Annotated in this window: 17 protein-coding genes; 10 read left to right on the top strand and 7 right to left on the bottom strand. The window is 69.4% G+C overall.

Annotated features, from left to right (window positions below; all coding sequences use genetic code 11):
* The first annotated feature begins 215 nt into the window (after nucleotides 1-215).
* Complete coding sequence (locus tag ACLJO0_RS39075) at nucleotides 216-1,301, top strand: DUF222 domain-containing protein (RefSeq protein ID WP_410584659.1); 1,086 nt, start codon at nucleotides 216-218, stop codon at nucleotides 1,299-1,301.
* Between the two features lie 303 nt (nucleotides 1,302-1,604).
* On the opposite strand, the gene cpt is transcribed toward ACLJO0_RS39075, so the two are convergent.
* On the bottom strand, nucleotides 1,605-2,126 hold the full coding sequence (cpt, locus tag ACLJO0_RS39070; protein ID WP_233611670.1) for a chloramphenicol phosphotransferase CPT: 522 nt from the start codon (nucleotides 2,124-2,126) through the stop codon (nucleotides 1,605-1,607).
* A gap of 260 nt (nucleotides 2,127-2,386) precedes the next feature.
* On the opposite strand from cpt, the gene ACLJO0_RS39065 reads away from it, so the two are divergent.
* Nucleotides 2,387-3,091: a S1 family peptidase gene (locus ACLJO0_RS39065; RefSeq protein WP_410584656.1), complete on the top strand. Its 705-nt coding sequence runs from the start codon at nucleotides 2,387-2,389 to the stop codon at nucleotides 3,089-3,091.
* A gap of 63 nt (nucleotides 3,092-3,154) precedes the next feature.
* On the opposite strand, the gene ACLJO0_RS39060 is transcribed toward ACLJO0_RS39065, so the two are convergent.
* Together ACLJO0_RS39060 and ACLJO0_RS39055 are read right to left on the bottom strand one after the other, a co-directional pair.
* Nucleotides 3,155-3,904, bottom strand: a complete 750-nt coding sequence (locus ACLJO0_RS39060; protein WP_410584655.1) for a hypothetical protein — start codon at nucleotides 3,902-3,904, stop codon at nucleotides 3,155-3,157.
* 68 nt (nucleotides 3,905-3,972) lie between these two features.
* Entirely contained in the window at nucleotides 3,973-4,926 is a 954-nt protein-coding gene (locus ACLJO0_RS39055) for a hypothetical protein (RefSeq protein ID WP_410585016.1), read from the bottom strand.
* Nucleotides 4,927-5,156: 230 nt separating this feature from the next.
* Between ACLJO0_RS39055 and ACLJO0_RS39050 the strand changes: the two genes are divergently transcribed.
* From ACLJO0_RS39050 to ACLJO0_RS39025, 6 genes are all read left to right on the top strand, one after another.
* Nucleotides 5,157-5,498 carry a WXG100 family type VII secretion target gene (locus tag ACLJO0_RS39050; RefSeq protein ID WP_125787887.1) on the top strand — a complete coding sequence of 114 codons (342 nt, stop codon included), beginning with the start codon at nucleotides 5,157-5,159 and terminating at the stop codon, nucleotides 5,496-5,498.
* 21 nt (nucleotides 5,499-5,519) lie between these two features.
* Nucleotides 5,520-5,822 (top strand): hypothetical protein, encoded by a 303-nt coding sequence (locus ACLJO0_RS39045; protein WP_005155348.1) that lies wholly within the window; start codon nucleotides 5,520-5,522, stop codon nucleotides 5,820-5,822.
* Nucleotides 5,823-5,932: 110 nt separating this feature from the next.
* Complete coding sequence (locus ACLJO0_RS39040; protein WP_038510253.1) at nucleotides 5,933-6,337, top strand: hypothetical protein; 405 nt, start codon at nucleotides 5,933-5,935, stop codon at nucleotides 6,335-6,337.
* Complete coding sequence (locus tag ACLJO0_RS39035; protein WP_410584653.1) at nucleotides 6,334-7,641, top strand: WXG100 family type VII secretion target; 1,308 nt, start codon at nucleotides 6,334-6,336, stop codon at nucleotides 7,639-7,641. Before ACLJO0_RS39040 ends, ACLJO0_RS39035 begins: the two co-directional genes overlap by 4 nt.
* A gap of 30 nt (nucleotides 7,642-7,671) precedes the next feature.
* Nucleotides 7,672-9,018 carry an alpha/beta hydrolase gene (locus tag ACLJO0_RS39030; RefSeq protein ID WP_410585014.1) on the top strand — a complete coding sequence of 449 codons (1,347 nt, stop codon included), beginning with the start codon at nucleotides 7,672-7,674 and terminating at the stop codon, nucleotides 9,016-9,018.
* A 10-nt stretch (nucleotides 9,019-9,028) separates the two neighbouring features.
* Entirely contained in the window at nucleotides 9,029-9,409 is a 381-nt protein-coding gene (locus ACLJO0_RS39025; RefSeq protein ID WP_410584651.1) for a hypothetical protein, read from the top strand.
* A gap of 150 nt (nucleotides 9,410-9,559) precedes the next feature.
* Here the strand turns inward: ACLJO0_RS39025 and ACLJO0_RS39020 are convergent, their stop codons facing one another.
* Genes ACLJO0_RS39020 through nadA form a run of 4 tightly spaced genes read right to left on the bottom strand, consistent with a single transcriptional unit; the run spans nucleotide 9,560 to nucleotide 14,325 of the window.
* Nucleotides 9,560-10,729, bottom strand: coding sequence for a S8 family serine peptidase (locus tag ACLJO0_RS39020; RefSeq protein WP_410584649.1), 1,170 nt, complete (start codon nucleotides 10,727-10,729; stop codon nucleotides 9,560-9,562).
* 46 nt (nucleotides 10,730-10,775) lie between these two features.
* Nucleotides 10,776-11,666, bottom strand: coding sequence for a carboxylating nicotinate-nucleotide diphosphorylase (gene nadC, locus ACLJO0_RS39015; RefSeq protein WP_410584647.1), 891 nt, complete (start codon nucleotides 11,664-11,666; stop codon nucleotides 10,776-10,778).
* The gene (locus ACLJO0_RS39010) at nucleotides 11,663-13,318 is read right to left on the bottom strand and encodes an L-aspartate oxidase (RefSeq protein ID WP_410584645.1); all 1,656 of its coding nucleotides are present in this window, start codon (nucleotides 13,316-13,318) and stop codon (nucleotides 11,663-11,665) included. Before ACLJO0_RS39010 ends, nadC begins: the two co-directional genes overlap by 4 nt.
* Nucleotides 13,315-14,325, bottom strand: coding sequence for a quinolinate synthase NadA (gene nadA, locus ACLJO0_RS39005; protein ID WP_396560649.1), 1,011 nt, complete (start codon nucleotides 14,323-14,325; stop codon nucleotides 13,315-13,317). The genes ACLJO0_RS39010 and nadA overlap by 4 nt, the downstream gene beginning before the upstream one ends.
* Before the next feature lie 114 nt (nucleotides 14,326-14,439).
* Here nadA and ACLJO0_RS39000 point away from each other — a divergent pair, with 114 nt between their 5' ends.
* Nucleotides 14,440-15,075, top strand: a complete 636-nt coding sequence (locus ACLJO0_RS39000; RefSeq protein WP_410585012.1) for an NUDIX hydrolase — start codon at nucleotides 14,440-14,442, stop codon at nucleotides 15,073-15,075.
* A 40-nt stretch (nucleotides 15,076-15,115) separates the two neighbouring features.
* The gene (locus ACLJO0_RS38995) at nucleotides 15,116-15,832 is read left to right on the top strand and encodes an LON peptidase substrate-binding domain-containing protein (protein WP_410584643.1); all 717 of its coding nucleotides are present in this window, start codon (nucleotides 15,116-15,118) and stop codon (nucleotides 15,830-15,832) included.
* The last annotated feature ends 2 nt before the right edge of the window (nucleotides 15,833-15,834 follow it).

The following is a 15,834-nucleotide window of genomic DNA, read 5'->3' as shown; positions in this document are numbered from 1 at the left end:
CAAACTCCACGATTCCGCATTCCCTTATCCCTCAAGAGAATCTCGCTTCGCACCAGGCGACCGAGCACAAGGCGTCGATTTAGTGGCGATCGAACATCAGTTCGAGTATGATCTTGCTCATGACCACATCTTTTGCTTTCAATCCGAAAGCCGCTCGTCTTCTGGATACCGCTTGCGACGAGGAACTTGTGCTCCGTCGGGCGCAGGGGCGTCAAGTGCGTGCGATAGCCGGTTTCGCCGCGGTGGGTGGTTCCCGAAGATCGGTGACCGAGGAGGTCGCGTTGGCCTTCTCGGTCTCCCGTAACCAGGCGCATCTACTGGTCGAAACCTCATGTGCCCTGGTGGGCCGGTTGCCGAACACGTTGGCGGCACTGGAAAGAGGCGACATCGACCTGTACAAGGCGTCGAAGGTCAGTCAGCTGACCCGTGAGGTCTCCGACGAGATCGCCGCCCAGGTGGACGCCTGGATGGCCGGTCGTCTCGCCGACCGTGACCCTGGGGCGATCCGGAAATCGGTGGATCACGCGGTACAGAAATTCGATCCCGACGGTCACCGGGAACGCGCCGCGAACAAACGCGCGTTACGGCACATCTCGCTGGAACACGAAGACGAGACCATGTCCAAACTGTCGGGCTGGCTCCCCGCCGAAGTGGCCAGCTCGATTTACGCGTCACTGAGCCACGCCGCCAAAACCCGCCGCAGACACGACCCATCCCGCACCCTCGATCAACACCGCGCCGACCTCTTCGCCGAACGACTCCTCGCCGAAGACGGCCACGGCACACCCCGCGCGCACGTCCACGTCTATGTCGACTTGCTGACCCTGGCCGGTGCCCGGGAGGATCCCGCGACCCTCGCCGGCTACGGCCCCATCCCCGGCTGGCTCGTCCGCGAGATCGCCGCCGATCCCGGCTCCACCTGGTCCCGGCTGATTACCGACCCCACCACCGGCCAACTCCTCGAAGCCGGCCCCGGCACCTACCGATCCCCCGCCTCACTAGCCCGGCTGATCAAAGCCCGAGACCGCGAATGCACCCACCCCGGCTGCCACCGCCCGGCGGAGTTCTCCGAGATCGACCACATCACCACCTGGGCCCGCAACGGCACCACCGACCACCACAACTGCCACGCCGCCTGCACAATCCACAACCTCCTCAAAGAAGAACCCGGCTGGACCACCGAACCCACCGGCAACGGCGGCACGACCATCACCACCCCCACCGGCCGCACCTACACCGCCACCCCCGAACCACTCCACGACCCACGACCGGAACCGGAGGACGACACCCCACCCTTCTGAAGCGTGCCGCCCGACTTCGACGGAGGCGCCTCCGTGGCTCAGCCATGGCCGTAACGGCTTCGTCCACTTTGGAGCTCGCACACGAGTGCGGGACAACGTGGCCGTCAAGTTGCGATGCGCTCGCGGCGGCATTGCGCTCCCCCTGCTTCGGCTGACTCCCGGGCAGTCATAGCGTGCGCGTGCCAGGCCAGAACCACAGACGACAAGGGCCGGAGTGTCGAGCCGCATCCGTATTGCTACCGGGACGGTCCAGGTCACCGCCGGCACACCCCCTGCAAGCAGCCCTGCCCCGCCCCAGCGAAGTCACCCGACCCGTGCGGCGATCTCCCGCGCGCAGGCCAAGGCTTCGTTCACCCCCGTGTCCACTTCGAAGTCGTAAACCACGCCTCGATGCACGATTTCGGCCTGCGCCTCCGCCATCCCCGTGACCCGATCCCCGCGCGCCATTTCCCGCCCGGCGGCCACGACGCCGTCACACCGGACCCCGACCCACAGGACGTCGAGTCCGTCCAACGCGTCACGCCACCGCAGCTGCGACGCGGCCCCACCGAGGAAGGCGTCGTCGATGATGACCCGGGCCCCGGCCCGCACCATCGCCGCGACACCGGCCATCCACGCGTTCTCGAGCCGCTGGAAACCGGATCCGACACTCACTCCACCGTCTGCGGCGAAGTCGATCCCGTCGTCCACCGTGGACGGCATGGCGTCGATCAAGGTATCCACGCCGAGGGTGAGCCATGGATCCGGCAGCACCGCCTGCAGGCACCTGGCGATCCCCGACTTACCCGAACTGGAGCCACCGTTCAGCACGATCACTGTCGTCACGCGAACACCTTAGACACCGGCAGGCGAGCCACGTCCGGAATTCGGATACAACGGACGTCCACGGCAAAGGGCAGTATCCACCCAATTCTGAAATGCGCGCAGAACTTGCTTTTCCCAAGGAGACCCACCCGGACGGCCCACTACTTTCCTCGCATCGTCTACCGACTTCGGTAGGTTACTAAAACCCTTACCGCCGCCTAACTTGGTGAAACCGTTTCAACTCGAAGCGAACTCCTCGACGCAGGCCGAAGGGCGTATTCATGCGTATGTCCAAAATCGTCGCAACGGTGGCGAGCGCCGCCGCGGCGCTGACCCTTGCCGCCACCCCCGCCGCGAACGCGGGCCAGGACATCATCGGCGGCGGCACCGTGAGTTCCGCGCCGTGGGGCGCCCAGATCTACTGGGACGACGCCACCGTGTTCGGCGGCTTCAACTGCTCCGGCACGATCATCGCCCCGCAGTGGGTCCTCACCGCGAAGCACTGCCTCAACAAGCCCGGCATGCACGTCAAGGTCGGCAACGTCAACCTGAACCAGGGCACCGAGGCCGACGTCGACCAGCAGAAGGCGGCCCCGAGCGGCGACATCGCCCTGCTGCACCTCACCACCGCGGTCAGCACGACCTATATGAAGCTCGGCACCGCGAACCCGGCCAACGGCACCACGAACCAGATCTACGGCTGGGGCCGCACCCAGGGCACCAACCCGCCGTCGAGCGTCCTGAAGACGGCCAACGTCCGCATCACCGGCACCAGCAGCGACGCGTACGGCGGCCAGGCCATCGCCAGCGTCGGCGTCAACGGTTCGGCTTGGCACGGCGACTCGGGCGGCCCGCAGCTTTCGAACGGCGTCCAGGTCGGCGTCTGCTCGACCGGCAGCAACTCCGGCACGAACCCGCAGGGCACCCAGAACTACGCCAGCGTCGCGGCGAGCCGCGACTGGATCCGCACCACCGCGGGAGTCTGAGAAGACGGGCAAGGGGCCGTTCGGAAACGAACGGCCCTTCGCCCTGCCCGAGAACCGGATGGCTCAGGCGCACTTCGACTTCGGGTCGATCATCGACACCGAGCCGACCTTCTCCCCGTCGACGGTGAACTCGTAGACCCAGCCCGGCTTTCCGTCGACAGAAACCTGGAACCGGCCGTTGTCGCCGATCTTCAAACCCTTGGCGTCGTAGGCCGCCTTGAGTTCGGCCAGTGACGAACCGGCACCGATCCCTTCCGCCGTCTTCGCGTCCGCAGGAGCCGCGAGTTCACGCAGCCCGTCCTTGCCGAACGAGGCACCACCGGCGGCCACGAAGGCCTTGTCGCGTTCCTCCCGCTTGCCCGCCAGATCAGCGGACGCCTGAGCGGCGTCGGCGAACAACCGGGTGTCGTTGGCGGACTTCTCCGCCGCCTTGGCGCTCTCCTCGGCGGAGGCGCCCGGCTTCGGATCGGCCTGGAGTTCGTCGGCCTTCTTGTTCAGTTCCTTGGCCTTGGTCTCGGCGTCGGCCTCCGCCTTCATCCGCGCCGGGTCGGGTGCCGGGCCGCCCGCGTAGGAAAAGTCGGCGCAACCATCCAAAGTGGACGTCGGTGCCGTGGCGAGCTTCCCGCCCGCCAACGCGGCGTCCTTGGCCATCCCTGGCGTCAGCCCGCGATATCCCGCCGGGCCGAAGGACTCCGGTGCCGCCGAAGCCCCCGTGTCCGGCGAAGCCGACGAACAAGCCGTCCCGCCGATCAGCACTACCGCGGCGGTGAACGCCACGCCCGAAAACCGCCGAAATGTACGTGTCTTGTACACGCCTACCCCCTTCATCAACCGGAAGCTATCCGATCCCGAAGGAAGTCCCGACTGGATTTCGCGGAGGTTCACCGCAGCTGATGCATCGGCCGCCTCGTCCGGAGCGAAAGCGCCGACCCGGCACCCACGACGGCGATGATCCCCGCGCCCGCGACCAGCGTCCAGAAATCGGGGTGCACGATGGACTGCCCGCGCTGAGCCTGCCAGGTGAGCAGCACCAGCAGCCCCGCGAAGCCCACCGAAGCGGTCCGGACCAGATTCCGCCGCACGAACTCCGATTCCAGCACCGGATACCGCCTGGCGAGCTTGAGCAGCCCGAAAGCGAGCAGTGGCAGCACCTGGATCGCGTGGATGCCGAAGAAGTGCGGGATCCGCATGTCCCCGCCCACGGTGCTCCAGCCCAGCACCGGCAGCCCCGGGCCGCCGTCGGGCACGCCGACCGCGTGGGCACCGACGATCGACGGCCGTTCGCCGGAGCGGAACTGGGCTTTCTGCTGTTCGTTCGCCCCGAACATCAGCAGCGCGATCCCGATGCCGGCGACGGACAACGCGGCACCCGCGCGCAACGCGGAGTTCATCGCCCGGTCGGGAAGACGTTGGAACAGCAGGAGAACCGCGATGGCCGCCGTCGCTGCCCATCCGGTGAAGGCGCCGTTCGCGACCATGTTGTTGATCCACTGATCGGCCGGGGTCGCCTGGTTGAAGTGGAGTGTCCTGCCGCGGACGATGACCTGCCAGAACAGCAGCGCCATGTCCATGCCGAGGCCGGCCGCGAACACCGTCCCGAGCCACCAGCCGAGCCGTTTGCCCCGTGTGAGCTGCCCGATCAGCCAGGCCAGGGTCACCGCGTAGAGCCCCACGGAAATCGTGAACTTGAGCGGTTTGAGCCAGATGGGTGCGTTGACGAGGCTGCGATCGTCGAAAACGAGACCGCCGAGCGCGATCACCCCGAGCACCGCCATCGCCGCCGCCAAGATCATCAGCGGCCGATGCAGTACTGTCCTGGAACCCTTGTCCACCATGGATTCGAGGGTGCCGGGAGGCACCGGTCCGGACACTGGAGTACTCCCCCTGATCGATGGTGGGGAAGGCCCTACCGACGACCTGTGGGTAATAGTGCCGTCACCGCGACCGGCAGTTGTGCCGTTTGACCGGACTCCCCTGTTTTCTAGCGTGTCCTTCACAAGAGCAGACAGGGCGTCCCCTGGTGCTCACCGGGATTTCCAGCGAGATGAGAGGAGGTGGCCCATCAATGACCGGTACGGGATATCAGGCAGACGCAGCTGCGATGGCGCGCGCCGTCCAGGGGTTCGAGGAAACCGCGTCGAACGCCAAGACCACGATGGCCAGCTTGGAGAGCGAGCTGACCCAGACCCTGCACAACTACAAGGGTGACCAGGCGGTCGCGTTCTGGGATCTGCAGCGCCGTCTGCAGGAGAAGATGACCATCGCCGTGAACGAGCTCAACACGATGTCGCGCCTCGTGCACGAGAGCAACCGGAACTACAACTCGGGTGACGAGCAGGTCCGGGAAAGCCTGACCGGGGTCAGCGGAACCGTCGACCAGACCGTGTTCCACCGGCTCAACCCTTGATCCGCGAGAGGACCACCAATCATGGCTGACGTCGTCGAAATCAACTTCGCCGCGCTGCAGCACAGCTCGGCCTCGCTGGCCGCCAAGGCCAAGGCGCTCACGTCCCAGCTCGAACAGCTGCACACGAACCTGCAGCCGATCACCCAGACCTGGTACGCCTCCGGCAGCTCCGCCGGTGAAGCGGCCCGTGCGTCTGAAACCCGCCTGCGCCAGGCCACCGCGGACATCGTGGCGATCATCGCGCAGTTCGGTGGCAAGGTCGGCGACGCCCACGATCTCCAGCACAGCCTGGAGAACCGTAACCAGGGCCTGTTCGCCGGCTGACCCCCCATCCGTCGGCCGGCCGGTGCTTTCACCCCCTCGGCACCGGCCGGCCGGCTTTGCGCGTTGTCGTCCCCTTGTCGGCGTGGCCGTTCACGAGAGAGCCGGGATCAATGCAAGACCAGTCGTACTACGTCCATCTGGAATCACTGAAGGACTTCGTGCGGGAACTGGAGACCCAGATCCACGCGATGTCCAAGCCGAACGACTTCCTGCTGACCCTGAGCGAACAGCCGCTGCTGTTCGGCGAGTTCGGGGAGGCGGGTTCACTCAACAAGGCGCACCAGGCGGCCGTCGCCGAGATGCAGGGGCTGCTGGACCAGGTCAAGGGCGCGATCACCTTCGCGCAGGACGTCACCACGACCGTCGCCGACGGCTACGCGGCGGCCGACGATTCGGTGGCGGGCGACATGAACCACTCGAGTCAGCAGACCGGGCTGCTCGATCCGCTGCTCAACGTCCTCGGGGGCGTGCTGGGCGGTAACAGCGGCTCGAACGGCGGGGGGAACAAGGGATGACCGAGACCGCGCACACGAACTTCGCCGCGTACTCGCACCAGCAGCTCTACGCGATGCTGCAGTCGGGCGACCCGAACACGGCGCGTCACGCGGCCCACAAATGGCAGTCCACCGGCTCCGGCCTGTTCGAACAGGCCGAGAACCTGACCGGTGAGCTGAAGGACTTCTCCGGCAGCTGGACCGGCGGCGCCGCCGACAAGTACCACACGATGATCACCGACCTGGTCGGTGGCATCCGCAAGGTCGCCCAGACCGCGCATGCGATGAACAACCTCCTCGAGGACGCGGCGGACGCGCTGGTGAAGGCCAAGAAGGAGATGCCGCCGCCGGTCGCGGTGCCCGACGTCGCCCCCGCCGATCTCGCGCTGGCCGTCAATCCGCCGCTGCTGCCGCCGGATGCGTCGCAGGCGACGATCATCAACGCGGCGCAGCAACGGCAGCAGGCCATCGCGAACGTCGAAGCGCAGCAACAGGCCGCGGGCGCGGCCAGCGCGGCGCACAGCAAGGCCATCGTGGTGATGACCCAGCTCGCGGGCGAGTACTCGACGGCGGAAGAGTCCATTCCGGCCTCGCCGAACGCCGTCACGCCGCCGCCGGTCACCGGTGGCGGCACCGCCCCGGGTGGCTCGGTCGGCAACAACATCGGCGGCACGCCCGGTGTCGGTGTGGTGCCGGGCGACAACACGCATCCGCTGCCTTCGGACGGCTCCACGCCGCCCACCACCGGGCAGCCGGGTCAGGTCCCCAAGTCGAATCCGTTGTTCGGCGACATGTTCACCGCCGGTCTCGCCGCGGCCTCGGCCGCCGCTTTCGGCCGGTTCGGCTCGATCATGCCGCGGGTGCCGGGCTGGGCCAACGGCAAGAACCCCAAGGACGAGAAGAAGGACGGCGAGGTCGTCGGCGGCGGCGCCGGTGGGGCGGGCGCGACCGCGGGCGGTGCCGGCGGCGGCATCCCGATCGGCGGTGGCGGCGCGCCTTCGCTGGACGGCGGCGCGATCGGCGCCGGCGGCGGCGGGGTCTCCGGTCCCGGCGAGGTGCCTGCCGCGTTCTCCGGTCTGGCGGGCGACGGCGGCTCGGGCAGCGCGATGAGCGGGCTCGCGGGCGGGGCCGCCGGTGCGGCGGGCGCGGCGGCGGCCAAGGGCGCGATGCCGATGATGCCCATGATGCCGATGGGCATGGGCGCGGGCGGCGACATGGGTTCCGGACGGCGCATCCCGCCGTGGCTCGTGGAGACCGAGAACGTCTGGGGCCAGTCGTCCCCGGTCGCTCCCGCCGTACTCGGCGAAGAACCCGAACAGTACTGATCTTTTCCGACCAGGAGAGGCGGCTCGGTGATGGCATCCAGTGCGGGCGGTTACCGAGTCGCCCCCACCAGGCTCGAAGCGGCGGCGGCGGAACTCGAACAGCGTGCCGGCGTGCTCAAGACCGCGCAGACCGCGCTGGCGGGTGAGAACGTCCCCGCCGCCGCGTTCGGCCAGGTTTCGGCTTCCAGCGCAGCTTCGGCCACGTACACCAAGAGCATCAAGGACGTCGCGGGCAAACTCGACGGCCAGATCACCAAGGCGACGGTGATCCACCAAGGCCTCACCTCCGCGGGTGGCGGTTACCGGCGCGCCGACGTCCAGGTCGCCGCCTCGTACCGGTCGCTGATGCCGGAGAACCCGTTGCCCAAGGCCGGGAATCCGTCCGGCGTCGGCGGCGCGGCCGACACCGGTTCCTGGGCCACCGCGATCGCCGAGAACCGCACGAAGGTCACCGACGCGCTGACCTCCGAACGCGAGCGGCTCGCGAACCTCCTCGCGCACGGCGGGAAAGCCGACGACATCGCGAGCGCGCGCACCCGGATCGCGCTGTACGAGGACATCCTCGCCAACGACCGGCAGATCCTGCGGTTCGATCCGTCCGGAAACGGGCGCATCGCCGAACTGGTCGGCCGCATCGAACCGGGCACGCGCAACGTCGGGTTGTTCGTCCCCGGCGTCAACACCTCGTTCGACAACTTCCAGAGCTACGCCGACCTCGGCAAGAGCCTGGTCGCCGCGGACGCCACCGGACGGACCGCGATGGTGGTCTGGGCCGACGGGGTCTTCCCGCAGAACGTCATCACCGAAGGGCCGGCCGCGCACTACGCGCAGACGATGGCGCCCGAGCTCAAGGCGTTCGGCGACGAACTGCGCGGCCAGATCGACAGCCACGCCGGACCGGGCGTCGTGGTCACCGCCGTCGGGCACAGCTACGGCGGCGCGACCGTGGGGCTCGCCGAGCAGCTCGGGCTCAGGGCCGACCAGGTGCTGCACGTCGAGTCCGCGGGGATGGGACACGGGATATGGGGCCCGGACGACCTCCCGGCCAGCCAGGCCGGTGTGCAGCGGTACTCCATGACGGCCCCCTTCGACCCGATCGTGGTCGCGCAGGGCAACGCGGGCCTCTTCGAATGGCTCGGCGCCGGGCACGGAGCGGACCCCGACCGCTTCCCCGGCGTCGTCGAACTGGAAACCGGCCGCGACGCGAACGGCGACCTGCAGTGGGGCTTCGATTCCCATAGCGGTGTTCTGAAGCCGGGTTCCGATTCGTGGAACAACATCTACGGTGTGCTCACCGGCGGCGCGGTCACGCACGAGGGCTTCACCGGCGGCTCGCTGCGCGAGATGGCCATCGAAGGCGTCGGACGAGGCTTGTGAAGGGTTTGTCATGATCACCACGAACACCGCGCTCGACCCGCTGGCCGAAGATCTGGCAGCGGTCATCGACGGCGTCGCGGGCACCTTCGGCACCGCCGCGGAGCGCACCGTGGAAGGCGAACTGGACTGCGACCCGGCTCAGCCGGGCCGGTCGCTGTGCTGGCAGTACGGCCTCCGCGTGGACGACGCGTCCGACGCGGTCCGCACCCTCGTCGACGTCGTCCTGCCCCTGATGGAAAACCAGGGCTGGCGGACACGCGACCGCAGCAACCCGCGTGAGCTGATCGCACAGTTCAGCCGCGACGGCGCCGACTTCAACGTGCACGTCTCCCGCGTCGGCGACGGCGTGGCCATCGTGGGCTCGACGGCCTGCGTACCCGTCGTCCCCTAGTGTCCTGCGTCGGAAATGCGGCGCGTAGATCGGTGGATCCAGGTTTCTGCCGGGACACGTGCCGGATTTCCGACGCAGGACACTTACCCCCAGGGGGTCGCGAAAAGACCTCGTGAGCGGTGGCGGTGTCCCCCAGTACACCGCTGCCGCTCACGAGGCGCGAAATCGTGAAGGCTTCCAGCCCCGGCGTTTGCCCCGCCGGACCGCGGCCACCACCACGCCCGCCGCGATGGCCGCGGCCACCCCGGCGATGGCGAGTACGCCGGAAACCTTGTCCGCGTTGGCTCGGGCGGGCGCGGCGGCGGGGACGACGAAGGTGTCCGGAGCGACGCTCGGCGGACCGCCCGGGCCGGGTGTACCGGCCGGGATCGAGGCGGAAACGGCGGCGTAGGCGTCGATCGCGCCCCAGCCCCGCCGGGGATCGTGACCGCCGCCCGGACCACGGTGCGCGGTCAGCGTCAGCCGGGCGACGACCTGCTCCGGCGACAGCTCCGGGTGATACGCGCGCACGAGCGCGGCGACACCGGCGACGTGCGCGGCGGCCAGGCTCGGGTCGCTCACCGGCCACCGGTGCGCCACCGTCCCGCCCGCGCCGGCGGAGGTGCTGACCAGTTCGGCGCCGGGCGCGGAAATCCCCACGTACGAACCGGATTCCGTCTGCACCGCCGCACCGGTCTGGTTCGTCGACCCCACGGCGAGCACCCCTGGCGTCGCGGTCGGGTAGGACGTCTGGCCCTGCTGTGTCCCCGCGGCGGGAGAGATGATCAGCGCGCCTTTCTCCCTGGCGCGCGAGACGGCGCCGGTCAGCGCGGGACTGTCGGCGGCCGCGGGGACGGCGATCAGGATGATCCCGGCGCCGCGGTTCAGCGCGGTTTCGATGGCGGACGCGAGCTGCCCGGGATCGCCGCCGCCGTTCACCTGCGTGTAGCGGATCGGCAGGATCTTGGCGCCGGGCGCGATTCCGGTGAACGTCGTGGACGGATCCGGTTGCGCGCTGACGATCCCGGCGGCGATCGTGCCCCGGCCGTCGCAGTCGTCGGCCGTGGTGCCCTGGCCGCCGACGAGCTGACCGGACGCGAACTGGCCGTTGCCGCCGTCGACCCCGGTGCCGATCACCGCGACCAGCTGGCCGGTGCCGCGCGACAGCGGCCAGATCCGCACGGGGTCGATCAGCCGCTGTCCCCACGGAACGGCGGCGGTGTAGGTACCCGTCGGATTCGCGCACTGCTCGGCGACCGCCGTCGCCGGGACTCCGATGCCGAGCGATGCCATGAAAGCGACGCATCCCGCGACGGCAGTTTTACCGGCAAAGCCCACCATTCCTCCAGAATCCCCTTGTCACACAAGGGAATTCTACTGTCGAAGGTCAGCGGAGGTCCATCCCGAGGTCGAGCGCGGGTGAGGAATGGGTGAGTGCGCCGACGGCGAGGAAATCCACACCGGACTCCGCGTACGCCCGCGCCACGTCCAGCCGCAGGCCGCCCGAGGATTCCAGCCGGGTCTTCGGCGAAACCTCGTCGCGCCTGTCGACGGCCTTCGCGCATTCGTCGGGCGTGAAGTTGTCCAGCAGCACCTCGTCGGCTCCCGCGGCGAGCGCCTCTTCCAACTGGTCGAGGTCGTCGACCTCGACCTCGCAGTGCAGTTCGGGCGCGTGCTCACGGGCGGCGGCGAGCGCCGCGGTCACCGAACCGGCCGCGACCACGTGGTTGTCCTTGATCAGCACGGCGTCACCGAGGCCGAGCCGGTGGTTCACCCCGCCGCCGGCGCGGACCGCGTACTTCTCCAGCAACCGCAGCCCGGGCAGGGTCTTGCGCGAATCCCTGACCCGGCAACCGGTTCCCTCCACGGCGTTAACCCAGGCGGCGGTCGCGGAGGCGATGCCGGACAGATGGCACAGCAGGTTCAGCGCGGTGCGTTCGGCGGTGAGCAGGCCACGCACCGGACCGCGGAGCACCAGCGCGGGTTCGCCGGCGGTCAGCCGGTCGCCGTCGTCGCGGGCGGCCAGGATCTCCAGCTCCGAACCGAGCACGACGTCGAACACCGCCAGCGCCACCGGGATCCCGGCGACCACCCCGGCCGTCCTCGGCGTGAGCTCGGCCAGCGCGGTCGCGGACTCTGGCACGGTGGCGTTCGTCGTCGCGTCGGGCCCGTACCGCAGATCCTCGGCCAAGGCCGTGGAGACGACACGGTGCACATCGGGGACGTCGAGACCGTGATCGGCCAGCGCCTTGGTGACCCACGGGGAGAATTCGCTCATGCCACACCCTCCAAAGCGATCGGATCGGCCAGCACCGGCTGCCCGGACGGGCTGAGCCGGATGAGCTGGCCGCGTTGCCAGACGTTGTCGTCACGTTCGGGGAAATCGGTCCGCACGTGGCAGCCGCGGGATTCCGTCCGGCGCGCGGCCGCCGCGACCAAGGCCTCCGCCACCAGGGTGAGCGCCGCGTCCTCCACGATCCGAGGCGTCCACAAAGGACTCTCGATCACCGAAAGATCCAGCACCGAACCGACGACCGAAAGTCCTTCGGCGTCCCGGCCGATCGCGGCGTAGCGGCTCATCGCACGCTGCAGCGCGTCACGGTCGGCCACCGCGACTTTCGCCGGAGGCAGGAGCACACCGCGGCGCGGGTCGGCGAGCAAGCCGGCGGCGAGATCGATGGCGACCGCCTCCGCCACTCGCTGCCCGACGACGAGTCCTTCGAGCAAACTGTTGGAGGCCAAGCGATTCGCGCCGTGCAGGCCCGTCCTCGCGACCTCGCCCGCCGCGTAGAGACCGCGGACACCGGAACGTCCGTCCACAGTGGTCACCACACCGCCGCAGGCGAAATGCGCAGCCGGCGTGACCGGGATCGGGTCCTTCGCCGGATCCAGCCCGATCGCCGAGCACGCCGCGTGCACGGTCGGGAATCGCTTGGCGAACCCGGAGATCCCTGTCGCGTCGAGGAAAACGTGGTCGTCGATACCGCCGGGCGCCTGCACCATCCGGCGCGTGATCGCCGCCGATACGACGTCGCGGGGCGCGAGATCACCGAGCGGATGCACCCCGCGCATGACCGAGGCGCCCGTCGCGTCGTGCAGGGTCGCGCCCTCGCCGCGCACCGCCTCGGTGACCAGCGGGAGGCGGCCGCGCGCGCCGGGCGTGAACAGGACCGTGGGGTGGAACTGGACGAACTCGACGTCCGCGACCTGCGCCCCCGCGCGCAACGCGAGCGCGAGCCCGTCCCCCGTGGCGATCTCCGGATTCGACGTCGCCTGATAGAGCTGCCCCAGCCCGCCACTGGCCAGCAGTACCGCCTGCGCCCGGACGGCGCCGGGCACACCGTTGTGGTCCAGGACGGTCACGCCGACGACCTCGCCCGCGGGCGTGCGGATCGCGTCGACGGCGATGTGGTGCTCCAGCACCGGGATCCGCCGGTCACCGGCCTTCGCGACCAGCGTCCGCTCGACCTCCGCGCCGGTCGCGTCGCCACCGGCGTGGATGACACGGAAAGCGCTGTGGCCACCTTCGCGAGTGCGCGCCAGTTCGTCACGGCCTTCGACGGCCGGGTCGAAGCGGGCGCCCTCCGCCCGCAACCTGGCCACCGCGGCCGGGCCACCGGCGATGATCGATCGGACCGCGTCCTCGTCGCATAGCCCGGCGCCCGCGGTGAGCGTGTCGGCCGCGTGCTTGCCGACGGAGTCGCCTCGCTCGTGCTCACCCTCCAGCACGACCGCGACCCCGCCCTGCGCCCAGCGGGTGTTCCCGTCGGAGACCGCCGCCTTGGTGACCACCAGGACGTGCAGCCCGAGCTCCCGCGCGCGCAGCGCGGCGGTGAGCCCGGCGACCCCGCTGCCGATCACCACGAGATCGGCGGCGGCCTCCCACACGGGGAGGGTTTTCGCCTGAAGGGCGGTAACCGGGTCGGTCATTCTCCGCCGCCAGGCTGCCCGATCTCGATCATGCGCTGCACGGAAGCGCGGGCACGGGCGGCGGTCTCGACGTCGACGTGGACCTCGTCGGCACCCTCGCGCAGCGACCGCAACAGGGCGGCGGGCGTGATCATCTTCATGTACCGGCAGGACGCCCGGTCGTTCACGGCGCGGAAGTCGATCTCCGGCGCGGCCTTGCGCAGCTGGTGGATCATCCCGATCTCGGTGGCGACGAGCACCGACTTCGCCTTGGTGTCACGGGCGGCGTGGACCATGTCGCCGGTCGAGAGGATCTTGACCCGCTCGGGGGCGACCGCGCCCTCGCCCGCCAGGTACAGCGCCGACGTCGCGCAGCCGCATTCCGGGTGGATGAACAGGTCGGCGTCCGGGTTCTCCGCGGCCCGCTCGGCCAGCTCCGCGCCGTTGATCCCGGCGTGCACGTGGCACTCACCCGCCCAGATGTGCATGTTCTCCCGGCCGGTCACCCGCTTGACGTGTGCGCCGAGGAACTGGTCCGGCAGGAACAGAACCTCCTGGTCAGCGGGAATGGAGGCGACCACGTCGACAGCGTTCGACGAGGTGCAGCAGATGTCGGTCTCCGCCTTGACCTCGGCCGTGGTGTTCACATACGAGACGACGACGGCGCCGGGGTGCTCGGCCTTCCAGGCGCGCAGCTGGTCGCCGGTGATCGAGTCCGCGAGCGAGCAGCCCGCTCGCGCGTCCGGGATCAGGACCGTCTTCTCCGGCGCCAGGATCTTCGCCGTCTCGGCCATGAAGTGCACGCCGCAGAAGACGATGGTGGACGCGTCGCTGCTCGCCGCGATACGGCTGAGCGCGAGGGAATCGCCGGTGAAGTCGGCGATGTCCTGGATCTCGGGGACCTGGTAGTTGTGCGCGAGCAGGACGGCGTCGCGCTTGCGGGCGAGGCTCCGCACCTCCTCCGCCCAAGCGGCGTCGGCGACAACTCCGCCGTACGGGGTCAGATCGTTCTGCAGGGTGCTCGTCATCGTCTGGCCCTCCTGGACCTGTCTCCGGTTTTCGCCTTATAATCGAAAACCGTGCGAAGTCATCTTAACACCCAGACCCCCCTCGCCCACGAGGTTTTGGGAGCGGTCCTGCAAGTGCGCTCGGACACACTCCGGGTCCTGCTGTGGCGGCGCGCGCTCGATCCCCATCTGGGCCGCTGGTCCCTTCCCGGCGGAAGGCTTCGCCCGGATGAAGACGTCGAGGCGTCCATCCGGCGGCAGCTCGCGGAGAAGGTCGACGTACGCCAGTTGAAGCATGTGGAGCAACTGGCGGTCTTCAGCGCGCCGGAGCGGGTGCCGGGCCCGCGCGTCGTCGCGACGGCGTTCCTCGGCCTCGTACCGTCCGATGTGGACCCCGAGATCCCGGAAGACACCGAATGGCACGACGTCTCCGCGCTGCCGCGGACGGCGTTCGACCACGAGTCCATCGTGCTGCGCGCGCGGGACCGGCTCCGCTCGAAGCTCTGCTACACGAATCTCGGATTCGCGCTCGCCCCGGAAGAGTTCACCGTATCGGCGTTGCGGGGGCTGTACTCGGCTGCGCTGGGTTACCGGGTGTCCGCGACGAACCTGCAGCGTGTGCTGTCCCGGCGCGGACTGCTCGTGCCCACCGGGCACACCGCCCCTCCGGGCCGCAGCGGCGGCCGTCCGGCGGCGCTCTTCTCCTTCGCGGGCAAGGGGATGCAGATCACCGACCCGTTCGCGGTGTTCCGCCCGCCCGCCCGGAAGTGACCGTCCTGCGAAGTCCTCGCGGTCCCCGTACCTTGAACGGGTGACCGAGCCGAGCGAGGAGTCCACCGGGAAGGCGATCTTGCCGCTGTTCCCGCTACAGACCGTGCTTCTGCCCGGAACACACCTTCCGTTGCACATCTTCGAACCGCGGTACCGGCAGCTGATGGCGGACCTCGTCGGCGAAGTCATCCCGGACCGCGAGTTCGGGGTGATCGCGCTGCGTTCGGCGATGGTCAGGGAGGTCAGCGGGCCGGAGCACGTCCACGAAGTCGGCTGCAGCACGGTGCTGCGCGAGGCGAAACGGCTGCCGGACGGCAGATTCGACGTCGTCACCACCGCGCGGCGCCGGTTCCGGCTGCTCGAGATCGACCGCGTTTCCGCGCCGTACCTGATCGGCGCGGTCGAGTGGGTGCCCGACGACCAGGTCGCCACGGTGCCCGGCGACACCGTGAACAGGCTCGCCGACGTCGCGAAGGCCGCGCACCGGCGCTACTGCGAATCCGCCTGGGACGCCGACGACTGGACCACCCCGCCCGAGGACGGCGACATCGCGGCCCTCGCCTACCGGCTCACCGCGGACTGCCTGCTCCCGATGGAGGACCGGCAGCGCCTGCTGGAGGAGACCAACCCGCTGCGGCGGCTGCGGATCGCGTGCCGGCTGCTGACGCGGGAGGCCGGGTTCCTCAGCACCCTCGGCGCGGTCCCGATGCCGCCGGGGGAACTCGGCGAGTTCACCCGCCCCTCGAACCTGAACTGAGG

It is taken from the genome of Amycolatopsis sp. lyj-108, from assembly GCF_046549005.1.
Lineage (GTDB): Bacteria > Actinomycetota > Actinomycetes > Mycobacteriales > Pseudonocardiaceae > Amycolatopsis.
This window is presented reverse-complemented; position numbering and strand designations above follow the sequence as displayed.

What these genes read in the sequence shown, in the direction of transcription:
- ACLJO0_RS39065 (WP_410584656.1), top strand. Translation starts at nt 2,387, where the DNA reads ATGCGTATGTCCAAAATCGTCGCAACGGTGGCGAGCGCCGCCGCGGCG.
- ACLJO0_RS39055 (WP_410585016.1), bottom strand. Translation starts at nt 4,926, where the DNA reads ATGGTGGACAAGGGTTCCAGGACAGTACTGCATCGGCCGCTGATGATC.
- ACLJO0_RS39050 (WP_125787887.1), top strand. Translation starts at nt 5,157, where the DNA reads ATGACCGGTACGGGATATCAGGCAGACGCAGCTGCGATGGCGCGCGCC.
- ACLJO0_RS39045 (WP_005155348.1), top strand. Translation starts at nt 5,520, where the DNA reads ATGGCTGACGTCGTCGAAATCAACTTCGCCGCGCTGCAGCACAGCTCG.
- ACLJO0_RS39040 (WP_038510253.1), top strand. Translation starts at nt 5,933, where the DNA reads ATGCAAGACCAGTCGTACTACGTCCATCTGGAATCACTGAAGGACTTC.
- ACLJO0_RS39035 (WP_410584653.1), top strand. Translation starts at nt 6,334, where the DNA reads ATGACCGAGACCGCGCACACGAACTTCGCCGCGTACTCGCACCAGCAG.
- ACLJO0_RS39030 (WP_410585014.1), top strand. Translation starts at nt 7,672, where the DNA reads ATGGCATCCAGTGCGGGCGGTTACCGAGTCGCCCCCACCAGGCTCGAA.
- ACLJO0_RS39025 (WP_410584651.1), top strand. Translation starts at nt 9,029, where the DNA reads ATGATCACCACGAACACCGCGCTCGACCCGCTGGCCGAAGATCTGGCA.
- ACLJO0_RS39020 (WP_410584649.1), bottom strand. Translation starts at nt 10,729, where the DNA reads ATGGTGGGCTTTGCCGGTAAAACTGCCGTCGCGGGATGCGTCGCTTTC.
- nadC (WP_410584647.1), bottom strand. Translation starts at nt 11,666, where the DNA reads ATGAGCGAATTCTCCCCGTGGGTCACCAAGGCGCTGGCCGATCACGGT.
- ACLJO0_RS39010 (WP_410584645.1), bottom strand. Translation starts at nt 13,318, where the DNA reads ATGACCGACCCGGTTACCGCCCTTCAGGCGAAAACCCTCCCCGTGTGG.
- nadA (WP_396560649.1), bottom strand. Translation starts at nt 14,325, where the DNA reads ATGACGAGCACCCTGCAGAACGATCTGACCCCGTACGGCGGAGTTGTC.